The organism is Xenorhabdus sp. SGI240, from assembly GCF_040081915.1.
GTDB classification, from domain to species: domain Bacteria; phylum Pseudomonadota; class Gammaproteobacteria; order Enterobacterales; family Enterobacteriaceae; genus Xenorhabdus; species Xenorhabdus bakwenae.
Genome location: NZ_JBEBMB010000028.1, coordinates 86,978 through 102,382, shown reverse-complemented (window position 1 = coordinate 102,382; position 15,405 = coordinate 86,978). Strand labels below are relative to the sequence as shown.

Below are 15,405 nucleotides of genomic sequence, written 5' to 3'. Positions count from 1 at the left end.
GATCAATCCTCTCTCTTTGGTTGCATAGGTATGCGACCTGCAAACGAGAGAACAAAATCATGAATGAGCAGCATTCTTGCGTTGTGTTCATTGAGCGCGGTAGCCTCAATACGGCAGGGTTTAGCGGTAATATCAGAACGTTTTACGCACAGGAATAGAAATTTAAATTGAGTTTGGGTCGGGACTGCCATCATAAAGATGATCTCCGTTAGATGATTGAAACAATCACCGCCAGAGTTTCCACGCTCAATAGGGGCGGTGACGTTATCAGAGGTGGAAATACTGGCTCTAACGGATACCAGCCACCTTTTCAGGTGCTCCGACAACGCCACCATTGAATTCAGATAGGCATAACTCGCCATCAGGTAGGCATTTACGACACAAAAAAAGACGTATTGGGCGTCTACTGTCGCCGCTAGAATATTCAGGTTTCCACGCCTGACGTTAGATTTTGCTAACGTTTTTCCAATATAGCTCAACCGTTCAGACGGATGCAACCTTTTTATTTTCATGATTAAAATCGGCTTAAACTGCGAAGTTGATAGGGATAAGAAAAATAGCCCAGCCTAAACTGGGCAAAAGCGTTAACCTGCGGAGATTGCGGTAAACCAACGATTCTTCGTATTTTTAAGTCCAGCCGAAAGATTAAAGGCTATCGGAGAACTAATCGAAAACTTACTTTTCTTGCGGGAAAAGTGAGAACGGTTAATACTGAATTTTAATCTATCGGTTCCGACACTCGCAGGACTGTCTGTAACAGCAAGACCAAATAAATAAAAGATACCCTTACCTTGAAAATCCTCTTCAACTTCGATAGAGCAAAATAATTTTTGCCCTTGCCTGTTATATTCCATGAGCTTTAGATTCGGTCTTAATCGCACGTAGAGCCGTGCTTTTCCATCAATGACATCTGTCCGAGCGGCGAGCACTTCCCCTAAATTATCAAGGTCGCGGTTATGCTCTTCCCAGATTAACGCGGTGTAATAATTGGTATCGTAGGTTTCTGCAATTTCTGTCAGCCATTGTGCTTCGATAACACGCCTATCGACGGTTTGCCCCTCAGTTGCAACACAAATCCAAGTGGTCATTAAATGCGATTCACTCATAGCGAAAATACTCCCTCTTCAATGTGGATCGCATTTTCATCAACAGCCGCATAAAGGTTGGTATCTCCTAAGCCATAGCCCTCATAACGCAAGTAGCTGTGCTCATAGACTTTTCTGTCATCAACAAATTCAGCGCGGAAACGTCGACTGTTTTTTAACGTATAAATATGCAAATTATCTAGCGTAGTCACAACCAATCGACGACCTGGCATAAACGGAGGAATGAGTGCAAAGCGTCCCGCAATGGTACTGAGTGCCATTTGACTGGCTTGAATATCTGCCGCCTTATCTGAAGCACTAAATAACTTTTCCCGATAGAGCGCCGCCAGTTCTGAACCGACTAATACCACTAAGCGAGGATCTTCGCGGAACTCTTCAGGAATTTTCTTGGTGATAAGATAATTTGCAATAGCATCTAAATTAGGGAAGTTTCCATTTTTTCCTAAGACGATTTTATCAGTGATCACTTGTGAACCCTGATTAAATTCTTTCGCTATTGCGTGCCAACCCCGATTAACATCTTGCCCGCGTTTATATACATCGGGCTGTGTCGGATACGCACAGAATTCACCATTAAAGCCAACTCTAATCATGTCTAACGATACTGTTTTAGAAAACAAATCAGACATTATTTGAGTAAAATGTTCATCATCACCACTGCCACTGTTGGCAATCAGTGACATTTGTTCATAAGAAATTGCAGCGCAGGTATCTGTTTCTTCTAAAGCATAAGGCGTACTTTCCATGTTGGCGCGTTTATGGAATCGTCCGTCAAGGATTCTTCCCGTATGGAGGGTATTATCACCTAAACTAATTGTGTCGCCATTTTCTTGGGTAGCATCCGCTAACGTTAATTTATTTAAAAACCAATTTGAATCTGAAATAGCTACGCGTAATAAATTTTCAGATGTTGGAGAAATATAAAAAGTATCACTATTGCTAGAGGAATACTCAGCCCCACGGGTAAAATTGGCATGAAAAGTTTTAGCCACGTCTGGAATGGCAGTTATATACATGGTTATTTCCTTATATTTTATAATTACATGAAGCTTATTTTATATTGAACTCTTTCTTTAGCATTAACCATAGCATGAACGTATTCATCAGCAGTTAATGCAATCTTTAAGTTATCGTTATCATTGCTATAATAATTTTTATAGTAATCAGCTATATAAGCTGGGGTACGCTTTAATTCATATTTATCTGTTGGGATAGTACATTTCCCAATAACTTTATTAACACAACTCTCTAACTTATCCATCTCTGATATAATTAATTTACATGCCCGACTATGTTCCCAATCTATTCCTGACAATAACGAATTCAAATACACTGATTCTCTGGGAATGGTCTCTAATAGTTCTTTTTTAAATCCCTTTGTATTTTCAGAAAACAACCATTCAATAACCGGATATAACAAACCATAGAGACCATTCATTTTCGCTATTTTGTCTTTATCACTCTTAATAGAGTCTTCTTTTCTTTCTACTTCGCGATGCATGTCAGTAACCCAAACTCGGGTACTGAGATGATAACCAGCAGGTTTGCTTATTTTACCATTTTGAGCGTTATTTAATATATCAATCAACCTTTTCAGTTCAGCTTCCTCTTTTTCGGGAAACTTTGAATAACTCGATACAACACTTCGCCCTCTTTTAATGAGGAGTGTTATTTCCTCTACAGAGGGAATAATATTGTCAAATTCAAATCCGGTTAGCTCAGTGAATTTTTTAATTGAATGTTTCATCTTTGCCAGTTTATATAATTCGATAGTTCGAATCATAAACCCAGTATCCTTGCCGTTCTCTTCAAACGGTATGAACTTGTAATTAAATATATATGATAGATTTTCATCTTTGTAGAATGATACTTCATTCATAACCTGTATCCTTTTTCGGTTATATATAGGCGTATAAATTCAACATCTATTTTATTTAATTGATGTTTTTTGGTTTGTTATTTATTTGAGATGGAATTTAATTTATCATTAAAATAAATCTATAACTAAATTTATATAGCTATATTGATTCTCTGCATGATTTTTTATTTTCTACCCATTTACGTATTTCCGCTGCATCAAAGACAAAGAAACCATCCTCTAACTCAAAAGGCTGCGGTATCTTTTTATCTTTAACCCAACGGTGCAACGTTGAGTCAGATATACCCAGAAAATCAGCCGTATGGCGTTTACGTGCATTGCCAATCTCAGGGTATGGGCTTGTATTTTTCATGCGTGGATTTTTCTGCTTCGTCATGCTGCCTCTAGCCTCCCTATGTTATGCCTATCTCTTCTGTGACGTGTTGAGAGCATTCTAGAGGCTGAGAATCACTATATCCACTAAGAATGTAATCCATTAAAAGAATGATAAAATCCACTAAAACTTTTTTTAATCCATTGAAAAATTAGGCTAATAATTGAATTTCAAAGATCATAGCTAAAATAAAAATAATATATAAATATCAATATGTTATTGAGTTTTTTATAATGATAGTGAGTAGAGTTGGCAAATAATGACAATCCCATGTCATACTTTGGCTAAGACTGCATAAAACCAAATAAAACCAAATAAAACCAAATAAAACCAAATAAAACCAAATAAAACCAAATAAAACTGAGCAATATTTATCGTTATTGCCCGTTATTGCCCGTTATTGCCCATCACTATTCATCATCATTCGTCATTATTGCTTACTTTGTAAGCAATAATATTCTCATGCAGGTTTATGATGATTTAACCGCTTATTGTTTAGTAAGCTAACTATTCATCTTGTCCATTTAAATAGTAATCAGCATCGCTTAGTTTATTAAAGAATGTGGTTCTCCCAACACCCACTAAAAAATCAGGCTTTTTCATATTCTTAACTAACTCTTTGATGTCATTGTAGATGTGTTGTTTAATGGGATCGCCTATTGCGCCGTAATGGTCTGATGGCTGACAGCCGTTTATGCTTTTTTCCTGAAGCAGTAATACAAGCAGCCCGATTAATTTGGAAGTTCCTTTTTGCTCATCATTTTTTCGGTATTGTCCCTGGCCTTTTTTATTCTGTAGTGCAATTTTTTCAACTAATGCTCGTCCACCAAAGATCTTGATGTATTCTTCCCATCCACCATTTTTTTTGTGCTCTTTGTATATATTGTCTACAGCTTGCTCTATTCTTGACGCAATGGCCTCTGGGATATTTTCTATTAAGCTCAGGCATTGATATGCAGCACCAAACACAATATCCGAATCAATGACAGTATTTGTATGAGTTTTTTTTTCTCGGAACAAGCTGAGGGCGTTCAAATTACTTAAGATAGCACCTCTTACATTACGAACATTTTTTAAATACTCCTCTGGTATGTTTGTCATTGATGTATAAGGGTCTAAACCATAGATTGAAAGGGCTACAGCATTAGGGGTAGCAGTTCCTTGTGAGGCAAATAATTTTAATACATCAATTTCAGGTACTGTCATACAAATTTCCTTTTAATTTGTTTTATTGGAGTAATGTTGTAGTCCTCGCCTTTCTCCAGTGCTACCAGAAAATCACACCATTGAGCTAACGCGGCTTTGCGTTCATCAAAGTAATCATGTCTGTTATAGATGCCCTCAACGCCTTTTATTCGATGATTTAGGCAACGTTCAGCCACAAACGGATCAACACCTAACGCGGCTAAGTGGGTTCTGGCGGTTCGTCTAAAGTCGTGAATAGTGAAGTTAGGTATATCAGGTGGCAGTTCTCGTCTTACTTTGGCAAGCGCAACGGGTAGAGTGCTTTCCTGAATATGTGGGATCATGCGATGTTGCATTTTCCTAGCTGGCAGAACGTATTGACTACCACAAGCCATAGCCTTTAATTCCATAAACCAATCGATAACTTGTGGACATAGAGGAATATCTACCGCATCACCGTTTTTACTACGCTCTGCTGGGAAATACCAAACACCATTAGCAAAATCGAATTCCTCCCAACGAGCAGCGCATAGCTCCATTTTGCGCAAACATAGAGCAAGCAGTATTTTAAAACTGATTTCATTCTGGCGGCTGATTGTGGATGTTCTGAACGTTCTGAGCAAAATGATCAATTCTTCTCTGGTTAGCCACCTATCGCGTGATACTTCTTTCCCGCCAGCGTCCGCAACCTCAAATGCTGAACAGGGGTTTACATCAATGAGCTGACGCCTAATACCATAATCAAATATGCGCCTAATCCACCGTAGAACATCTGTTGCTATAGTAGGTGCGCCTCTATCTACAATACTCTTGAGCATTTCATCAATATGACGGGGTTTCACATCCTCGATCTTCATATTGCCGATACGAGGATTAATATCTTTGTCTATTCGTCTGCGGAGTATGTCGGGGTGTTTCCAGCGTGGTAGTATCTGGCGCTCGAAGTATTCTGCTGCTAAGTCTGATACCTTTATAGCGTTCTTTTCGGCATCAATCTTTGCCAGTGCTTCGGCCTTGCGTTCCTGTTTCTCCATAGCAACGTCATAACCCAAAGAAACACGCGCTGATAGCTCTCTGGTTAGCTCCCTTGCTTTTGATAGTGATAGGTCAATGTATGAGCCTATCAGGACGGCACGACGTTTCCCTGCAAATTTATATCTAAATCGCCAAACAGGGTGCTGATAGTTTTCTCTATAGCATAAATATAAGCCGTTACCGTCCGCTTTCCCTTCGAACCGTTCACCTGACTTTATCCATGCTCTTATTTGTTTATCTGTGAGCTTTGGCATTGTGCAATTTCCAATATAAAAATGGGTGGGTACACCTAAAGCACATTCGTAATAGCTAGGTGTACACCTAGGTGTACCCGATAATCATGCGCTATTGTGATTCGTTCTGCAATGCTCTGATAGTAAAAAAGCCAGTCAATACAAGGTATCTTCTGGCTTTGTGATATGTTGTGAATCGTTAAGAAATACTATTCAATATTTTGAATCTGCTCGCGCATCTGTTCAATCAGTACCTTCAGCTCAATCGCTGAATTCGTCACATCTGCATTAATTGATTTTGAAGCCAATGTATTCGATTCGCGGTTAAATTCCTGCATCATAAAATCCAGTCGGCGGCCGACGGCTTCTTTTTTCTTCAGGATATTACGCGTTTCTTTGACATGGGCATCCAGACGATCCAACTCTTCTGCTACATCAGTACGCTGGGCTAATAAAATTAGCTCCTGGTCAAGGCGGTTATTATCTAACTGAATTTGTGCTTCTTCCAGCTTGGACTGTAAGCGCTCGCGCTGCCATTGTAGGATTGCCGGCATTTGTTCTCGAACTTTAGCCACTTCTACAATTACCGCATCTAAACGTTGTTCAATCAGTGTCTTGAGCGCTTGTCCTTCGCTCTCACGGCTCTGGATAAAAGAATCCAGCGTCAGATCTAATTCCGCCAGCAATTGTGTACTGATGGCATCTAAATCCTGCTCTTCGGCAGACATCACGCCCGGCCAGCGCAGGATATCCACCGGATTAATTTCACCTTCATTATTCTGCTGTTTAACCCAGTTTGCTGCTTCAACCAGTTGTTTTGCCAGATTTTCATTCAGAATCAAAGAACCCTGGGTAAGGGTATCCAGCTCAAAACGCAGGTTACATTCCACTTTGCCGCGCGTCAGGCGGGAACGGATGCGCTCACGGATGACAGGTTCAAGGCTTCTGAATTGCTCTGGCAGGCGAATATAGGTTTCTAAGTAACGTTGATTGACAGAACGCAGTTCCCACGCTGCATTACCCCAATCTCCCCTGATATCTCTCCGTGCAAAAGCAGTCATACTACGGATCATAATTCGTTCCCAATTTATAAAATGATGCGCGGATTATAGCGCTCCGTGTAGATGCAGGATAGGCATTCGCCGCTTTAGGCCGTATAATGCGCCCCTAAAATGTACGAACAACGGAGATCACACTATGAGCTTAGTAGGAAAGCGTCCAGCGGGAAGGTCAGCAGGGCAGGTGCGTCCTATTAAAATGACCCGTCATTACACCAAACATGCGGAAGGCTCTGTTCTGGTGGAATTTGGGGATACCAAAGTGTTATGCAATGCCTCCGTTGAAGAAGGAATTCCCCGTTTCCTGAAAGGCCAGGGGCAAGGCTGGATCACCGCTGAATACGGCATGTTGCCACGGGCAACCAATAGCCGTAATGCACGCGAGGCTGCCAAAGGCAAGCAAACAGGCCGCACGATGGAAATCCAACGCCTGATTGCTCGTTCATTACGTGCTGCCATCGACTTAAAAAAACTGGGTGAATTCACGATTACGCTGGATTGTGATGTGATCCAAGCGGATGGCGGTACTCGTACTGCGGCTATTTCTGGCGCTTGTGTGGCACTGGTCGATGCCCTAAATAAGCTGGTTGCGCAGGGCAAACTGAAAGAAAGCCCACTAAAAGCAATGGTTGCGGCAGTGTCTGTTGGTATTGTTGAGGGTGAAGGACGTTGTGATCTGGAATATGTCGAAGACTCTGCGGCTGAAACTGATATGAATATCGTCATGATGGATGATGGCAGAATGATTGAAGTGCAGGGTACGGCAGAAGGTGAACCGTTCAGCCATGATGAATTGCTCTCACTGCTCTCATTGGCCAAAGAGGGATTGGATACGATTTTCAAAGCGCAGCGAGATGTGTTAGAACAAGATCCATTAAAATAATAAATAAATCAGGCGGCTGAAGAGTCGCCTTTTTTATATCTGCAATAAATTTACCTGTAATAAGTTTACCTGTAATAAATAGTAATGAATGACAAGAGATCAAAGAGGAGAAACGCCAATGAAAGCCTATCAGCGCGAATTTATTGAGCTGGCACTGGAAAAACAGGTGCTGAAATTTGGCGAATTTACGCTGAAATCGGGTCGCAAAAGCCCATACTTTTTTAATGCGGGCCTGTTTAATACCGGACGTGACTTGGCGTTGATTGGTCGTTTCTATGCAGCTGCGTTGCTAGATAGCGGAATTCAGTGCGATTTGCTGTTTGGACCGGCTTATAAAGGCATCCCGATTGCAACCACTACCGCAGTGGCATTGGCTGAACATCATGATATTGATATGCCTTATTGCTTTAATCGCAAGGAAGCTAAAGATCATGGCGAAGGTGGATCATTGGTTGGTAGCCCTCTGCAAGGTAATGTTGTGGTGGTGGATGATGTCATTACCGCAGGTACGGCGATTCGTGAGTCGATGGAAATCATTAAACAACATGGCGCAACGTTATCCGGTGTGATTTTGTGTCTGGATCGTCAGGAACGTGGGCGTGAAACGCTTTCGGCGATTCAAGAAGTTGAGCATGACTACCATTGTCAGGTCTTCTCTATTATTACTTTAAGTGATTTGGTGAGTTATTTACGCGAAAATCCAGAGATGCAATCCCATTTGGAAGCGGTGGAAGCTTATCGCAAAGAATACGGTATTTGATGGCTGGAAAATGTGGCTCGTTAGTAACCTATAACCTATGAATTGGGTTGAGCGAAAAAAATCCCTCGCCCAAGGATGGGCGGGGTGAGTAGTAGAAATGGCATCTATCTATATGGTAAGGATTGTGACAATGATGCCATTATTAAGTCACTTAGTAGTGAACTCAATGAGCTGGAACATATTAACACAACCCGATAAAAAATCCGCACGTTATCATTCACTGTATAAGGATATGAACTTACGATACTGCGATAAGCTATTGTAGTGGATTAGATTATTGCAGTTGGGTCAATATCAATGGCCAGCGTACTTCAAATTCAGTTGTCGGGCGATAGCGAAATTCAGAGCGAACAAAACGGGAAAGCATCCCTTCACAAAACGCCAGTAACTGTGATGCCAACACAGATTCTTCATAAGCAAATCCCCGCCCATCACGGATTTTTCTCTCTTTTAAAATTTGGCGAAGTTGCATTTCAATTCGCTCAAATAGCTGGTTGATGCGATTTTGCAATCTGTCTTGTTCGAACATTAGGGCATGACCGGTCATAATACGGGTCAGCCCCGGATTCCTTTCTGCAAAACCCAAAAGCAGGATGAGAATTAACCGAATACGTGTGATGGTGTCCTTTTCGTCTTGCAGGATCAGATTGATACGTGAAATTAAGGAATCTTCAATAAACTCAATCAAGCTGTCAAACATCCGGGTTTTGCTCGGAAAATGACGGTAAAGGGCTGCTTCAGAAACACCAACGTTTGCGGCAAGTTTTGCAGTAGTAATACGTTGGCTGCCATCACTGGATTCCAGCATATGTGCTAATGCCTGCAAAATTTCCTCACGCCTATTTTTCTTTTTTGTACGTTCTTTTTCTGCCATGTCTGGTAAGACCCCTGCTAAAACAGCAAAACAAATCCGGCTATTTTTTGCCACAACGTTATTGCTGTCAAAAGCTATTGCTGTCAAAAACTATTGTTGTCACAAACATTGTGGGCAAAAAATATGAAAATCGATTGACGGTATCAGGCCTTATGGAAAGTTATTGACGACCGGAATGGCCAAATCCACCACTGCCGCGCTGGCTCGTTTCAAAATCTGCAACCAAATTAAATTCGGCCTGTACAACGGGTACAAAAACCATCTGGGCGATGCGTTCACCTGGTTCGATGATGAAAGTTTTATCACCACGGTTCCAAACGGAGACCATCAATTGTCCCTGATAATCTGAATCGATAAGTCCCACTAAATTACCCAGAACAACGCCATGTTTGTGACCCAGACCAGAGCGGGGGAGAATAACTGCCGCCAATTGTTCATCTGCAATATGGATAGCAATCCCCGTTGGCAGAAGTTCGGTTTGGCCAGGAGCCAGTTCCACTGCATTATCCAGACAAGCACGTAAATCTAAACCCGCAGAGCCAGGTGTAGCATAAGTCGGTAAAGGAAATTCTTGCCCGATGCGGGGATCAAGGATTTTAACGTCGATTTTTTTCATCATAGCGTTTGAGTATCTCGTCTAATAAGCGGTGGCTGAGTTGTAATTTACCACTGTGGGGTAAATGAACACTACCATCATGCCAGAATAGATGTAATGCGTTAGTATCACTGTTGAAACCGTGTCCGGCCAGCGATACATCATTCGCGCAAATCAAGTCCAGATTCTTCTGCTTGAGTTTTCCGCGAGCGTATTCTTCCACATTCTGGGTTTCGGCTGCAAATCCAACGACAAATGGACGATTTTTTTCCATGGCCGCAACGCTCGCTACAATGTCAGGATTTTTCACCAGTGTAAATGTGATTTCATCACCCTGCTTTTTGATTTTCTCTGTTGAGATTTGCTTAAAACGATAGTCAGACACGGCCGCGCAACCAATAAAGATATGCTGTGAAGTTACGGCAGCTTGAACCTGTTCATTCATTTCCAGTGCACTACTGACATCAATGCGTTTAACGCCTTGTGGTGTGGGTAAATTAACGGGACCGGTAATTAATGTCACCTCAGCGCCACGCTCTGCCGCAGCTTGTGCAATGGAAAAACCCATTTTACCGGAGCTATGATTGCTGATGAAACGGATGGGGTCCAGGGCTTCACGGGTTGGTCCTGCGGTAATAGCGATGCGTAGACCAGAAAGATTTGGCTCGGTGTTGAAATGTTGTATTGCCCGTTCGACGATAGTCATCGGTTCCAACATTCTCCCTGGCCCTACATCACCACATGCCTGGCTGCCTTCATCGGGTCCCCAAACCAATACATTACGCTCTTTAAGCACGTTCAGGTTATCTTGGGTGGCCTGTGCACGGTACATTTGTTGGTTCATTGCGGGGGCAACAGCAATAGATGCAGCGGAAGCCAGGCAGATTGTGGTGACTAAATCATTCGCCATGCCTGCGGCCAGGCGAGCCAGCAGATCAGCAGTGGCGGGCGCGAGAATAATTAAATCAGCCCATTTTGCCAGTTCGATATGCCCCATAGCGGCTTCGGCTGCGGGGTCTAGAAGATCATCTGAGACGGGATGACCAGATACTGCCTGTAAGGTCAGTGGAGTGATGAAAGCTTCGGCTGCGGGAGTCATGACAACGCGTACCTGGGCACCACGGTCACGTAAACGGCGCACCAATTCGGCAGTTTTGTAAGCGGCGATCCCTCCACTGATTCCAAGGACTATTTGTTTATCAGAAAGTTGTTTACCGGAAAGCGGATTATCAGAAAGTGGTTTGCCGGAAAATCCTGTCATTTTGATTGTCCAGATGTCAGTTGCAATTCCTTAAGATTCTATCACAAGAAAATATTGCGTTGAGAACCTTCCCTATTTAGCCAGCCAAAAATGGCAAGTTTGCGAAGCGCTGCGCAAGCCTCGCAAGTCGAGCTAGCGATGATTTTTTCATCATGGGATAGTAGATGTGTAAATGTAGGCGCATGAATATATAACTGTATAAATATAGTGGAAGAATGGATATAGCCAGCGAGTGAATATTGATTGATAGCACCCATTGTTATGGGGGTTATAGGGCAAAGGATATTGACGGTGGGGGGAAGTATTATGGATTTAACGCTAATGGAAAGAAACGATGAATCGCATTTAAACCTTCTTCCCCGGGAGAAATTACTGGCTTATGGGGCGGTTTCCCTAACGGATGCGGAGTTATTGGCTATCTTTTTGCGCACGGGAACCCGAGGCGTTCCGGTCGTACAAATGGCAGAATATCTGCTGAACTCATTTGGTTCTCTTTATCACCTTCTGTCCGCTGATTACGCAGACTTTTGTGCACATAAGGGCATGGGGCTATGTAAGTATGTTCAATTGCAGGCGATATCTGAATTGGCAAAGCGGTTTTTTTCCAGTCAATTTATCCATGAAGATATCATGAGCAGCCCCACGATAACCCAGAATTATTTGCAGGATTTATTATCCTGGCAAGATCGGGAAATATTTGTGGTGCTGTTTTTAACTAACCAAAATAAAGTTATCTGTCATGATGAAATGTTTAAAGGAACGATAAACAAAGTTGAAGTTCACCCTCGTGAAATTGTGAAACAAGCGGTTAAAGTGAATGCCGCATCAATTATTCTGGCTCATAATCATCCTTCCGGTAATCCAGAACCTAGCTTGGCAGATAAATTGGTGACAGAAAAAATTATTGAGGCTTGTGACTTGGTTGGCGTTAAAGTTTTGGATCATATCGTCATTGGTAAGCAATCTTGTGTCTCATTTATGGAAAGAGGTTGGATTTAATGCCGTTTTTTCGCGATACGATCAGATCTTAGTTGTTCGGGACTTGAGCATCAGCGAATGAGGGCGTATACTACGCCACCTTTGAGGATCTTGGGTTTGACGAGAAGAGCCTATCTCAGTAAGTTTTTTTACTGGGAAAATGTGAGTCTTTTCAGTGACGTTCTTTTCAGTAACCTATTTTCAGTAAAGAAAGTTTGCTGAGATGGGCTCCTAAGCCTGACGAGGCGGTCACACCCAATACAAAGCTCGAGCTGATTTGATTTTTGGAGAATAGACATGTCCCGAGTCTGCCAAGTTACTGGCAAACGTCCGGTGAGTGGTAACAACCGCTCCCACGCATTAAATGCGACTAAGCGTCGTTTTCTGCCTAACCTGCACTCTCACCGTTTCTGGGTTGAGTCTGAGAAACGTTTTGTAACTCTGCGTGTATCTGCTAAAGGTATGCGTGTGATTGACAAAAAAGGCATCGACACAGTTCTGGCCGAACTGCGTGCCCGTGGCGAGAAGTACTAAGGAGCTGAAAAATGGCTAAAGGTATTCGCGATAAAATCAAGCTAGTTTCTTCCGCTGGTACAGGTCACTTCTATACCACTACGAAGAACAAGCGTACTATGCCTGAAAAACTGGAAATGAAAAAATTCGATCCAGTTGTTCGTCAGCATGTTATGTACAAAGAAGCTAAAATTAAATAATTTTAGTGAATGATAAAAAGCCCAGCATAATGCTGGGCTTTTTTATATCTGTTGATAGTGCCACTGTAGCTTATTTTAAATTGGTTATGCGTGTAGACCAATGCATTGTTCAGTTATACTCCCGTTTTTTCAATTATGAACCGTCAGGTGTAGCGCTAAAATGGTTAGAAAGACCTTGAATATCTTACATACAGAATCATCGTGTGGTTGGGGAGGGCAGGAAATTCGTATCCTGACAGAATCTCAGGGCATGATACAGCGTGGACACCATGTGGTTATCGTTTGTTGTCCAACTTCAACCCTTTACCGTGAAGCTCATCATTACGATGTGCCTGTTGTTGCGCTCCCAATTGAAAAAAAACGTCTTTCGTGTCTTCGGGCGATGCGTCATTGGTTAAAAACTGAAGGTCGCCAGTTCGATGTAATCAATACCCATAGTTCTACTGATTCCTGGCTGGTGGCTGCGGTATGTGCCACATTAAAAGGTATGCCTGCGATAGTCCGAACCCGTCATGTTTCGACTCATGTTTCAAAATCCATTGCGACTCGTTGGCTGTATTTGCACGCGGGTCAGCATATTGTGACAACCGGGGAAAAACTGCGCCAATATCTGCATTTACATAATGAGTATCCTCTATCTCATATGACCTCTGTGCCGACGGGGATCGATTTGTCACGTTTTCATCCTGAAAGTCAGTCCTCAAGTCGTCAGCGTATTGGCATCAAAGACAAGCCAACACTGGGCATTGTTGCCACAATGAGAACGTGGAAAGGCCATCGTTACCTGCTTGATAGTTGGAAAATTCTCCATCAACGTTATCCTGATTGGCAATTGCTGTTTGTGGGAGATGGTCCTCAAAGAAAGAATTTGGAGCCGCGAGTTCACCAGGAAGGACTGACAGAGAGTGTCATTTTTCTTGGTAATCGCCAGGATGTTCCTGATTGCTTAAATGCAATGGATATCTTTGCTCTACCTTCGTTTGGTAATGAAGGTGTACCTCAAGGCATCATGCAGGCAATGGCATGTGGATTGCCGGTTGTCTCTACCTCGGTAGGCGCGATTACCGAAGCTGTAATTGATGGCGATACAGGGTATATTATCGAACCTAAAAATGTCGAACAATTAACAGAAAAATTAGATTTATTAATGCATGATGCAGGGCTACGTTTACAAATGGGAGAGGCTTCACTGCGACGGGCAACTCATTTATTTGGCATGGATAATATGTTAGAAAAAATGGAGTCTGTTTTTTATTCCAGTATAGAAAGTAAGCGGTAATATTTTGTTTATATTATTTTTATCTGTATTGGCAGAGTCATTGATGCTTTTTATTAACTATTTGAAATGTCATTGGCTTTATTTTTGTATGCCTGTTGTGCTTATTAACTGTAAATAGAACAGTGACTCACTTTACTGTATAGTACCTAAAGTGATCCAGTCTTTGGATTGATAATTTAATATTCATTATTATGCAACCCCAAAATATTCTAATCATCAATATCGCCCGTTTTGGTGACACCTTGCTAATAACGCCGGTTATTCGCGCCCTGAAAGAAAAATGGCCAGAGGCAAATATTGATATATTTGTGCATAAAAAGACGAAAGAAATCCTTGAAAATATCGATTTAATTAATAAATTGAAAGATTTTTCAAAAGGCAAGGCTAAATGGTGTGGCTGGTTTTCTCATCGGCACTATGATCTGGCATTCGTCTATGGCCAGGATAAACTCTTATTGCAGTATGCCAAACGTGTAGCCAATTTGACCGTTTATTTTTCGGATACCCCTGGTAAAACATCAAATGAGTATGCTATAGCAAGGCCCGGAGAACTTATGCCTGCCCAACAGGAAAGGGCACTGTTAATCGATTCACTTGGGGTTGAAGTAAGTAATTGGCGTTTGCAGTATAGTGTAAGCCTGCATGAAGCGGAGTACGCCCGAGATTTGCTTCAACGGCAAGGGATAGAACGACAATTAAAAATTGGTTTTCAGTTACAGAGTTTCCCGGCAAAAGCCTATCGTGATTGGCCTGTAGAACACTTTTACGAATTAGCTAAACATATTTATCGAGATTATCCGCATGCGCATATATTACTATTAGGCAGTAAAGAGGGTGAGGACAGTGCGCGAATGCTGGCTGAGAAATTGGGCACAAACAGATGCTCATCATTAGCGGGTAAGACTACGATGCGGCAAAACGCGGCAATCATGAGTCAACTTAATTTGTATGTGGGCGTTGATACTGGAACAACTCATCTGGCCGGGGCCTTGGGAATACCAATGGTTGCTCTGTATCACAGCTTTCACCCGGGACGTTTTCTCGCACCTCAGCAACATCCAAAATTAGTGGTAATTGAACATCCTGTAGATTATCGACAGGCAACGCGTCAAGATACAATGTCAGCAATATCGGTCGATCAAGTCTGGCATTCTGTTCAGAATTTGCTGGAAAATGAATGAAAGGATAATTCA

18 protein-coding genes are annotated in these 15,405 nt (G+C 42.1%); 7 read left to right on the top strand and 11 right to left on the bottom strand.

Going from position 1 to position 15,405, the window contains the following annotated elements; translation table 11 throughout:
* Nucleotides 1–2: 2 nt before the first annotated feature.
* The 8 genes from ABLA76_RS07540 to ABLA76_RS07505 all read right to left on the bottom strand — a co-directional run bounded on the left by ABLA76_RS07540 (nucleotide 3) and on the right by ABLA76_RS07505 (nucleotide 6,884).
* On the bottom strand, nucleotides 3–512 hold the full coding sequence (locus ABLA76_RS07540; RefSeq protein ID WP_348987456.1) for a host cell division inhibitor Icd-like protein: 510 nt from the start codon (nucleotides 510–512) through the stop codon (nucleotides 3–5).
* A gap of 72 nt (nucleotides 513–584) precedes the next feature.
* Nucleotides 585–1,106, bottom strand: a complete 522-nt coding sequence (locus ABLA76_RS07535; RefSeq protein ID WP_348987455.1) for a GPO family capsid scaffolding protein — start codon at nucleotides 1,104–1,106, stop codon at nucleotides 585–587.
* Nucleotides 1,103–2,122 carry a P2 family phage major capsid protein gene (locus ABLA76_RS07530; RefSeq protein ID WP_348987454.1) on the bottom strand — a complete coding sequence of 340 codons (1,020 nt, stop codon included), beginning with the start codon at nucleotides 2,120–2,122 and terminating at the stop codon, nucleotides 1,103–1,105. The genes ABLA76_RS07535 and ABLA76_RS07530 overlap by 4 nt, the downstream gene beginning before the upstream one ends.
* 23 nt (nucleotides 2,123–2,145) lie before the next feature.
* The gene (locus ABLA76_RS07525; RefSeq protein ID WP_348987453.1) at nucleotides 2,146–2,985 is read right to left on the bottom strand and encodes a hypothetical protein; all 840 of its coding nucleotides are present in this window, start codon (nucleotides 2,983–2,985) and stop codon (nucleotides 2,146–2,148) included.
* 139 nt (nucleotides 2,986–3,124) lie between these two features.
* A complete protein-coding gene (locus tag ABLA76_RS07520; protein WP_348987452.1) occupies nucleotides 3,125–3,361 on the bottom strand; it encodes an AlpA family phage regulatory protein in 237 nt (78 codons plus the stop codon).
* A 504-nt stretch (nucleotides 3,362–3,865) separates the two neighbouring features.
* Nucleotides 3,866–4,564, bottom strand: coding sequence for a hypothetical protein (locus ABLA76_RS07515; protein WP_348987451.1), 699 nt, complete (start codon nucleotides 4,562–4,564; stop codon nucleotides 3,866–3,868).
* Nucleotides 4,561–5,832: an integrase arm-type DNA-binding domain-containing protein gene (locus ABLA76_RS07510; RefSeq protein WP_348987450.1), complete on the bottom strand. Its 1,272-nt coding sequence runs from the start codon at nucleotides 5,830–5,832 to the stop codon at nucleotides 4,561–4,563. Before ABLA76_RS07510 ends, ABLA76_RS07515 begins: the two co-directional genes overlap by 4 nt.
* A 188-nt stretch (nucleotides 5,833–6,020) precedes the next feature.
* Nucleotides 6,021–6,884 carry a YicC/YloC family endoribonuclease gene (locus tag ABLA76_RS07505; RefSeq protein ID WP_285808968.1) on the bottom strand — a complete coding sequence of 288 codons (864 nt, stop codon included), beginning with the start codon at nucleotides 6,882–6,884 and terminating at the stop codon, nucleotides 6,021–6,023.
* 124 nt (nucleotides 6,885–7,008) lie between these two features.
* On the opposite strand from ABLA76_RS07505, the gene rph reads away from it, so the two are divergent.
* Together rph and pyrE are read left to right on the top strand one after the other, a co-directional pair.
* Nucleotides 7,009–7,752, top strand: a complete 744-nt coding sequence (gene rph / locus ABLA76_RS07500; RefSeq protein WP_285808966.1) for a ribonuclease PH — start codon at nucleotides 7,009–7,011, stop codon at nucleotides 7,750–7,752.
* A 118-nt stretch (nucleotides 7,753–7,870) separates the two neighbouring features.
* Nucleotides 7,871–8,512, top strand: coding sequence for an orotate phosphoribosyltransferase (pyrE, locus tag ABLA76_RS07495; protein ID WP_348987449.1), 642 nt, complete (start codon nucleotides 7,871–7,873; stop codon nucleotides 8,510–8,512).
* A 274-nt stretch (nucleotides 8,513–8,786) separates the two neighbouring features.
* Here the strand turns inward: pyrE and slmA are convergent, their stop codons facing one another.
* From slmA to coaBC, 3 genes are all read right to left on the bottom strand, one after another.
* Nucleotides 8,787–9,386 (bottom strand): nucleoid occlusion factor SlmA, encoded by a 600-nt coding sequence (slmA, locus tag ABLA76_RS07490; protein WP_348987474.1) that lies wholly within the window; start codon nucleotides 9,384–9,386, stop codon nucleotides 8,787–8,789.
* 160 nt (nucleotides 9,387–9,546) lie between these two features.
* Nucleotides 9,547–10,005 carry a dUTP diphosphatase gene (gene dut, locus ABLA76_RS07485; protein WP_047771552.1) on the bottom strand — a complete coding sequence of 153 codons (459 nt, stop codon included), beginning with the start codon at nucleotides 10,003–10,005 and terminating at the stop codon, nucleotides 9,547–9,549.
* Nucleotides 9,983–11,242, bottom strand: a complete 1,260-nt coding sequence (gene coaBC, locus ABLA76_RS07480) for a bifunctional phosphopantothenoylcysteine decarboxylase/phosphopantothenate--cysteine ligase CoaBC (RefSeq protein WP_348987448.1) — start codon at nucleotides 11,240–11,242, stop codon at nucleotides 9,983–9,985. The genes dut and coaBC overlap by 23 nt, the downstream gene beginning before the upstream one ends.
* Nucleotides 11,243–11,548: 306 nt before the next feature.
* On the opposite strand from coaBC, the gene radC reads away from it, so the two are divergent.
* The 5 genes from radC to ABLA76_RS07455 all read left to right on the top strand — a co-directional run bounded on the left by radC (nucleotide 11,549) and on the right by ABLA76_RS07455 (nucleotide 15,393).
* Nucleotides 11,549–12,241 (top strand): DNA repair protein RadC, encoded by a 693-nt coding sequence (radC, locus tag ABLA76_RS07475; RefSeq protein WP_047771596.1) that lies wholly within the window; start codon nucleotides 11,549–11,551, stop codon nucleotides 12,239–12,241.
* A gap of 276 nt (nucleotides 12,242–12,517) precedes the next feature.
* Nucleotides 12,518–12,754, top strand: coding sequence for a 50S ribosomal protein L28 (gene rpmB / locus ABLA76_RS07470; RefSeq protein WP_038239873.1), 237 nt, complete (start codon nucleotides 12,518–12,520; stop codon nucleotides 12,752–12,754).
* Nucleotides 12,755–12,765: 11 nt separating this feature from the next.
* Complete coding sequence (gene rpmG / locus ABLA76_RS07465; protein WP_010847629.1) at nucleotides 12,766–12,933, top strand: 50S ribosomal protein L33; 168 nt, start codon at nucleotides 12,766–12,768, stop codon at nucleotides 12,931–12,933.
* Between the two features lie 160 nt (nucleotides 12,934–13,093).
* Nucleotides 13,094–14,212 carry a glycosyltransferase family 4 protein gene (locus ABLA76_RS07460; RefSeq protein WP_348987447.1) on the top strand — a complete coding sequence of 373 codons (1,119 nt, stop codon included), beginning with the start codon at nucleotides 13,094–13,096 and terminating at the stop codon, nucleotides 14,210–14,212.
* A gap of 191 nt (nucleotides 14,213–14,403) precedes the next feature.
* Complete coding sequence (locus ABLA76_RS07455; protein WP_285808957.1) at nucleotides 14,404–15,393, top strand: glycosyltransferase family 9 protein; 990 nt, start codon at nucleotides 14,404–14,406, stop codon at nucleotides 15,391–15,393.
* Nucleotides 15,394–15,405: the final 12 nt, after the last annotated feature.